At 60.4% G+C, this 402-nt stretch carries 1 protein-coding gene; it reads right to left on the minus strand.

All coding sequences use genetic code 11. The features are described 5' to 3' along the window. On the minus strand, nt 1–208 hold a 208-nt coding region (locus IG178_RS24540; RefSeq protein ID WP_484520081.1), incomplete at its 3' end, for a four-helix bundle copper-binding protein. Nucleotides 209–402: the final 194 nt, after the last annotated feature.

Genomic DNA, 402 nt, shown 5'->3' on the forward strand with positions numbered 1-402 from the left:
TGGTGACGCAGATGTCGGCGCAGTCGAGGTTGGTGCGGATGCACGTGGCCAGCTGTCCCACCATGTCCTCGGACAGACAGGCATCAGCACAGGCGGTGCATGCTTGAGCGCACTCCACAGAGGCGGCGATGCAGGCAGCCAACTTCACCTTGTCCACCTCTCCCAGATCCTTCGGGTAAGCCTTGAGCATCGAGGGAACATGCATCATGGGTGCACTCCTTCTCCTAGTTGCTGCGGTCGCCGGTGCACTACGACGATCTGCGCGGACGAATCGTGGGACCCTCCACGGGATTGACAGTATCCTTTTGGGTTCCCCGATGAGGACCGCAGACTTGGAAGAGCCCGTGAAAAAGTGCGACTCAACGGTCAAAGGCCGTCAGTCTGTGGTGGCCCTCCATGGGG

It is taken from the genome of Neoluteolibacter marinus, assembly GCF_014904755.1.
GTDB classification, from domain to species: Bacteria; Verrucomicrobiota; Verrucomicrobiia; order Verrucomicrobiales; family Akkermansiaceae; genus Haloferula; species Haloferula marina.